This window comes from Oceanibaculum pacificum (assembly GCF_001618175.1).
Classification (GTDB): Bacteria; Pseudomonadota; Alphaproteobacteria; order Oceanibaculales; family Oceanibaculaceae; genus Oceanibaculum; species Oceanibaculum pacificum.
Genome location: NZ_LPXN01000097.1, coordinates 20,044 through 26,519, shown reverse-complemented (window position 1 = coordinate 26,519; position 6,476 = coordinate 20,044). Strand labels below are relative to the sequence as shown.

The following is a 6,476-nucleotide window of genomic DNA, read 5'->3' as shown; positions in this document are numbered from 1 at the left end:
CACCCTCAAGAGAGCTGTTGCCGCCGCAGCGTCACCGTGACCAGCAGGCCGCCGGCCGGTGCATCACCCAGCTCAATGACGCCGCCCTGGGCCAGGATCACGTCGCGCGCGATGGTCAGGCCAAGGCCGGTGCCGCCGGTTTCGCGGTTGCGTGAAACCTCCAGCCGCGTAAAGGGGCGGAAAGCCTCCTCGCGCTGGGCCGCGGGAACGCCGGGCCCGTCATCGGCGATGGTGATGACGATGCTATCCGGCGTGTCGCGCAGCGTCACCTTCACCTCGCTGCCAAACTTGCAGCCATTGTCGATCAGATTGGCGAAGGCGCGGCGGATCGCCACAGGCCGGCAGACCAGGCCGGCATGATCGGGGCCTTCATAGGTCACGCGGCAGCCCGCATCGGCGGCGGTGTCGCACAGGCTGATCAGCAGCGAGCCCAGATCGACGGCGCTGTGCGCCTCATCCTTCAACTGGTTGCTGGCGTAGGTCAGCGTCGCGCTGACCATGGCCTCCATATCCTTGATATCCGACAGCACCTGACGCCGCTGGTCCGGGTCCGGCACATATTCGGCGAACAGCCGCAGCCGGGTGAGCGGCGTGCGCAAATCATGGCTGATGGCGGCGATCATGTGCAGGCGGTCGTCGACGAACTGCTTCAACCGCCGCTGCATGGCGTTGAAGGTCTCGCCGATGGCCCGCAGCTCCGGCGCATTGAAATTGCCGACAAGGCTAAGCTCGCGGTCGCGGCCCAGCTTTTCGGCCGCCGCCGCCAGATCGTCCAGCGGCCGCGCCACGCCGCGCGCCACCCAGACCGAGAACAGGATGATGAACAGTATCGCCGCGAGCGGCAGCAATACGTTACGGATCATCCGCGCGGTTTCCATGCCGTCGCTCTTGGGCGTCACGACCAGCCATTGCTGGGGGCCGATGCGGAAGCCGATGCGCAGGTCGCTGCTCATCATGTTGCGCTGCTGGTCATCGGCAACCTTGTTGAGCAGCGTCACCGGCAACTCCGGCAGAATGACGACAAGCGAGCGCACCGACTGGTCGGGGTCGTGCATCTCGCGCGCCATCAGCACGACATCCTGCGATTCCAGGCCGAGCGTGGCGGCGATCTGCTCGCGCAGATCGGTAAAGCCGCCACTCGGCGTCGGTTTGTGGAAGCCTGGATTCGTCTCCAGCACCGTCACGTCCAGCCAGCGCCGCGCCGGCAGTTCCTGCAGCACGGCTGCTCGCTCGGCCGCAGGCGCTTCAATGCTGCGATCCCGGATATCCCGCAGCGTGCCGATCAGCCAGTCGCGCTGAAACACGACGATTTCGCTCGGCCGGATCACCAGCGGGGCCACCTCGTCGACGAAGGTCATCGCCATCAAGCTGCAAAACACAACGAGGGCGATTCGCGGGGCGAGCCGCAGGCGGGACCAGAGGGGAAGTTTCACCCGTGTTTCCTCATCGCCGGATCCTGTTGCAGGGCAACCGGCGCAGCGAAGAAATAGCCTTCATTGCGGATCGTCTTGATGAAGGCCGGCTCCTGCGGGTCGGCTTCGATCTTGCGGCGCAACCGGCTGATCTGCACATCGATGCTGCGATCATAGGCCTCGCTCATGCGGCCATGCGCCAGATCCAGAAGCTGGTCGCGCGTCAGCACCCGCTGGGGGTGTTCCAGGAAGGCCGCCAGCAGGTCGAATTCGCCGCTGGTCAGGTCGGTGAGCTCGCCGGCTGGGGAGGTCAGGGTGCGCCGGCTGGAATTGAGCTGCCAGCCGGCGAACTCATAGAGGGTCGCAACCGGGCGTTCGGCATTGATGCTGGCGGCGCCCAGCCGTCGCGTGACGGCGCGGATGCGGGCCAGCAGCTCGCGTGGATTGAACGGCTTGACCACGTAATCGTCGGCGCCGATCTCCAGCCCGATGATCCGGTCGGTGTCGCCGCTCATCGCGGTCAGCAGGATGATCGGCACGCTGCTCTGCGCCCGCATCCGGCGGCAGAGCGACAGGCCGTCCTCGCCCGGCATCATGATATCCAGCACGATGACGTCGATACGCGCGGCCGCGCACAAGGCGAACATCGCCTGGCCATCGCCGGCCTGGCTCACTTTCAGGCCATGGTCGGACAGGAAGCGCGCCAGCATCGCGCGTATGCGGTGATCGTCATCGACGATCAGGACATGGGTGGTGGGTTTGACTGTCACATCTGCCTCCGGCTGCCGCCACTATATCAGCCAGCCCGGCCCCGTCGCATGCCCTGCAACATTCTGAAACATATTGATACCGTGCCGACACCCGCCGGCACGGCCCCGGCGGGTAGGGTGGCGCCATCCCACCCCTTAAAAGGGCCTTATCCCCGATGAAAAACACGATCCTTTCCCGCCTGTCGCCTGCCTTGCTTGCCGCCGTGGCGCTGTCCGCCCTGTCGTCCGTCGCCTTTGCCCAACAGCCAGGCCAGCAACCGCCGGGGAAAAGCAATTGGGACATCCGGCTGGGCGGCGGCGGGCTGGTCCAGCCGGATTACGAGGGCAGCGACGATTACGAGATCGAGCTGATCCCCCTGCTGATGGTGAATTACCGCGATCTGGTCTTCCTGCGCGGCCCGACGCTGGGCGCCAATGTCTTCACCCTGCAAGGCCCGGGACCGGGAGACGTCTTGCAGATCGGGCCGCTGGCCCACTATCGATCCGGCCGCGACCAGGACGATAATGACGATCTGCGCGGCATGGGCGATATCGACGGCGCCATCGAACTCGGCGGCTTCATCACCTACAGCACCGGCCCCTGGTCGGCCGGCCTCACCGTACTCAGCGATGTGAGCGATTCCCATGACGGGCTTATGGCGGAACTCTCGGCCGGCCATCGGCTGTCGCTGGGCCCGAAGCTGATGCTGCGCAGCGAAATTTCCGCCACCTGGGCGGACGATGATTACACGCAAGCCTTCTACGGCGTCACGGCCAGCCAGGCCATGCGGTCGGGAATGCCGCAATATCAGGCGGAAAGCGGCTTCAAGGATGCCGGCATCACCCTCGATCTCGATTATCGGGTGACGGAGAATTGGAGCGTCACCGGCCGGCTGGGCTACAAGCGCATACTGGGCGACGCCGCCGACAGCCCGCTGGTGCAGGATCGCGGCTCAGAGAATCAGTTTTCCACCGGCCTGTTCGTCAGCTACAGATTCTGAGCGACGATCATGCCCGTTCTTGCCGCCATAACCACCTTTACGGTCGCGAGCATCGTCTATGTCTATCGCTTTCGCGGCGAGGCCCGCTATAGCGGGCTGAACGAGTATTTCCGCAAGAGCTGGCCAATCTTCTCGCCGTTGAACTGCGTCCTCTACATGACGACGCAGCCACGCGGATCGAAAGCCAATCTCGACCCGGCCGACTTTCCGGAACTCGATCTTCTCCAGCAGAATTGGCAGATCATTCGCGAGGAAGGGCTGGCGCTGGTGCGTCAGAATTATTTCGAAGCCACCAAACGCCCGGGCACGGCGGGTTCCTACGATCTCGGCTTCAGGACATTCTTCAAATATGGCTGGAGCCGATTCTACCTGAACTGGTATGGCTACACCCACCATTCGGCCCAATCGCTCTGCCCCAGGACGGTGGAGATACTGGCCAGGGTGCCGGCGGTGCATGGCGCCATGTTCGCCTACCTGCCCCCGCGCTCGCAATTGACGCGGCACGCGGACCCCATCGCCATATCGCTGCGCTACCATCTGGGTCTGGCCACGCCCAATTCCGATGCCTGTTTCATCAATGTTGATGGTCAGAAGCGAAGCTGGCGCGATGGCGAAGTGATCCTCTTCGACGAGACCTATCTGCACTATGTCCGCAACGACACGGATTCCGACCGCCTCATTCTGATGTGCGATGTCAGGCGCCCGCTGAACCTGTTCGGGCGGCTGTTCAACGCGGCCTACCGAACGCTCGCACGCGCCTCGATAGTGCCAAACACGCTGGAAGACCAGCGCGGCCTGGCCAACAGAATATTCGCCGGCCTCGCGCCCGTGCTGGCGCGCGCTAAGGCGCTGAAATCGACGAACCGGCCGCTCTACCGCGTCGTCAAATGGTCGGTGAATATTTTGCTGGTGCTGGTGCCGATAGGCCTGGCCGCGGGCGTGGCGCAGTTGCTCGACCGGCTGTGATCTGCCCCCCGATCAGGACAGGCTTAAAGGCGGGCGACCCGCGCCCCGCCGCCGTCAGGTCGAGGTCGCAACCTGGCGGCTATGGCCAAAATCACGCTTCAGCGTGGCACGCAGCGCCGCGGCATCTTCGCTCGGCGTCAAGTTGAAGAGGCGGCGATAATCCCGGTTGAACTGCGATATGCTCTCATAGCCGACATCATAGGCCACCGCCGAGATGGTGCTGGCTTTCGACAGTCCGCGCCGGGCCTCCTGCAACCGAATCCGCTTCTGGAACTGGATCGGCGTCAGCGACGTCACCGCCTTGAAATGCCGGTGGAAGGTCGGCACGCTCATATTGGCCTTGGCGGCGAGCGTGCTCACGCACAGCGCCTCGGCGAAATGCTCCCTGAGCCAGGCGGTGGCCCGGCCTATGCGCGTGGCGTGGCCATTGGCAAAAGCAAGCTGGCTGAGCAGCGGGCCATGTTCCGTATGCAGCAGCTTCCAGACAATTTCGCGCCGAATCAGCGGCGCCATGACCGCAATGTCGTGCGGCCGGTCGAGCAGCGACAGCAAACGGATAAGCGGATCGAAAAGCGCCGGATCGAGCTTGTATTTACCGGCCACCAGATTATCCGACGCTTTTTGGATGGAACCCGTCTGCTCGCGCAGAAGATCCGCCACCACGGACGGATCGATCTCCAGATGAATGGCCAGATAGGGCGCGGAGGGGCTTGCCTCGGTGACCTGCGAGGTGACCGGGACATCCACGGCACAGAGCAAGGATTCTCCGGCTGCGTAACGAAACGGGGTCTCCCCAACCATCATCTCCTTTACGCCGCGCGCGACCAGCCCGAAGGATGGCTGGTAGATCGAGTGGCCAACCTCGGACGGCACATCCGTCCGGCCGACTTTGAGCCCGTCTATCGGCGTCACGTAATCCTCGCGCGCATGGCGCTCAATGACGCCCAGCAGGTCAGAAAAGTCTGGCTTCATTCGGGGGGCCCTTAACTCGCTTCTCACGACAACACATCGACCTTGATGTCGGGGGCTATGCATTGCCTATCAAGAGCGCGCCCCACTTCTCCAACGACCTGCTCCCGCCCAGGGCTATAGGGGCCGCCGGCGAATGAGAGAAGCAGGCAAGCTTCTGATAGTTTCTGCATAGGGGCCGGGAGGGCCCCATCCCTATGTTCCGGGCAGCGGTGCCAAATGGCAGCTGATTGCAAATACGGGAGCATGGTTAAATGGCGGATAGAAAAATTCGTATCGGAATAATCGGGGCCGATGCCAACGCCAGTTGGGCGGGCGCGTCGCACATACCGGCGCTGCAATCGCAGCCCTCGTTCGTGCTGGCCGCCGTGGCGACCCGCCGGGAAGCAAGCGCCAAGGCTGCCGCCGAGGCGTTCGGCGCCGAGCGTTGGTTTGCCGATCCCTATGCGATGATCCGGGACGAGAACATCGACCTCGTCACGGTCGCCGTGAAAGTGCCCGCGCACAAGGAGCTTGTGCTGGCCGCGCTCGCGGCCGGGAAAGCCGTGTACTGCGAATCCCCGCTTGGCGCGACACTGGCCGAAACCGAGGAGATGGCCGCTGCGGCAACGGGCCTGCATACCGCGATCGGCTTGCAGGGTCGGCACAATCCCGCCCTTCGCCGCGCCGCTGAACTGGTCGCCTCTGGCAAGATCGGCCGGCCGATGTCGGCCCGCGTCGCAGCGACGACATTCGGGTATGGCCCACAATCGCCCAGCGCCTATGACTATTTCAATAAGGCGGCCTCGGGAGCCAGCTTCCTGACCATCACGACGGGACATGTCCTGGACGTCATCGAGAAAGTGCTCGGCGCCATCACCGAGCTCGATGCCCGCACCGAGCTGCTCTGGCCCGAGATCGAGATCGTCGATACCGGTGAAATCTCCCGGCGGGAGATTCCCGATCATGTCGATCTGATCGCCAAAACCGCAAGCGGTGCACCGGTCTCGGTTCAGATTCTGGCCGGTGTGCCGGCCGAGGAGGCGAACTTCACCTTCGAAATCCGCGGGTCTGACGGCTGGCTGAAAATCACCGGCAACCACCTTGCCGGCGTGCAGGTCGGAGACCTCACCTTGTCGTCCAGCGCCGCGTTCGCTGCCCCGGACGCACCGGTAGCCACCGGCGTCGGTCCGATGGCCGCCGACTTCTGGAAGGGAGCCGCCATCAATGTCGGCGAGGTTTACGCCTCCCTGGCGCGCGATCTGGCGTCGGGCACCCATGAAACGCCCGGATTCGATCACGCATTGCACAATAGCCGCCTAGTGGCCGCGGTCGAACGCGCGGCGCTGACCGGCGAACGGCAGCGAAACCTCGCTTAACCGAAGCTTTATGAGGAGAAG

General features: G+C 64.0%; 6 protein-coding genes. 3 read left to right on the top strand and 3 right to left on the bottom strand.

The features are described 5' to 3' along the window. Nucleotides 1–5: 5 nt before the first annotated feature. Nucleotides 6–1,433, bottom strand: coding sequence for an ATP-binding protein (locus AUP43_RS07840; protein WP_157089273.1), 1,428 nt, complete (start codon nucleotides 1,431–1,433; stop codon nucleotides 6–8). Then, the gene (locus AUP43_RS07835) at nucleotides 1,430–2,182 is read right to left on the bottom strand and encodes a response regulator (RefSeq protein ID WP_084462644.1); all 753 of its coding nucleotides are present in this window, start codon (nucleotides 2,180–2,182) and stop codon (nucleotides 1,430–1,432) included. The genes AUP43_RS07840 and AUP43_RS07835 overlap by 4 nt, the downstream gene beginning before the upstream one ends. Before the next feature lie 155 nt (nucleotides 2,183–2,337). On the opposite strand from AUP43_RS07835, the gene AUP43_RS07830 reads away from it, so the two are divergent. Next, nucleotides 2,338–3,162 carry a MipA/OmpV family protein gene (locus tag AUP43_RS07830; RefSeq protein ID WP_067554784.1) on the top strand — a complete coding sequence of 275 codons (825 nt, stop codon included), beginning with the start codon at nucleotides 2,338–2,340 and terminating at the stop codon, nucleotides 3,160–3,162. A gap of 9 nt (nucleotides 3,163–3,171) precedes the next feature. Then, nucleotides 3,172–4,128 (top strand): aspartyl/asparaginyl beta-hydroxylase domain-containing protein, encoded by a 957-nt coding sequence (locus AUP43_RS07825; RefSeq protein WP_067554781.1) that lies wholly within the window; start codon nucleotides 3,172–3,174, stop codon nucleotides 4,126–4,128. A 54-nt stretch (nucleotides 4,129–4,182) separates the two neighbouring features. On the opposite strand, the gene AUP43_RS07820 is transcribed toward AUP43_RS07825, so the two are convergent. Further along, nucleotides 4,183–5,100: an AraC family transcriptional regulator gene (locus AUP43_RS07820; protein WP_067554777.1), complete on the bottom strand. Its 918-nt coding sequence runs from the start codon at nucleotides 5,098–5,100 to the stop codon at nucleotides 4,183–4,185. 251 nt (nucleotides 5,101–5,351) lie between these two features. Between AUP43_RS07820 and AUP43_RS07815 the strand changes: the two genes are divergently transcribed. Beyond that, nucleotides 5,352–6,455, top strand: a complete 1,104-nt coding sequence (locus AUP43_RS07815) for a Gfo/Idh/MocA family protein (protein WP_067554774.1) — start codon at nucleotides 5,352–5,354, stop codon at nucleotides 6,453–6,455. Nucleotides 6,456–6,476: the final 21 nt, after the last annotated feature.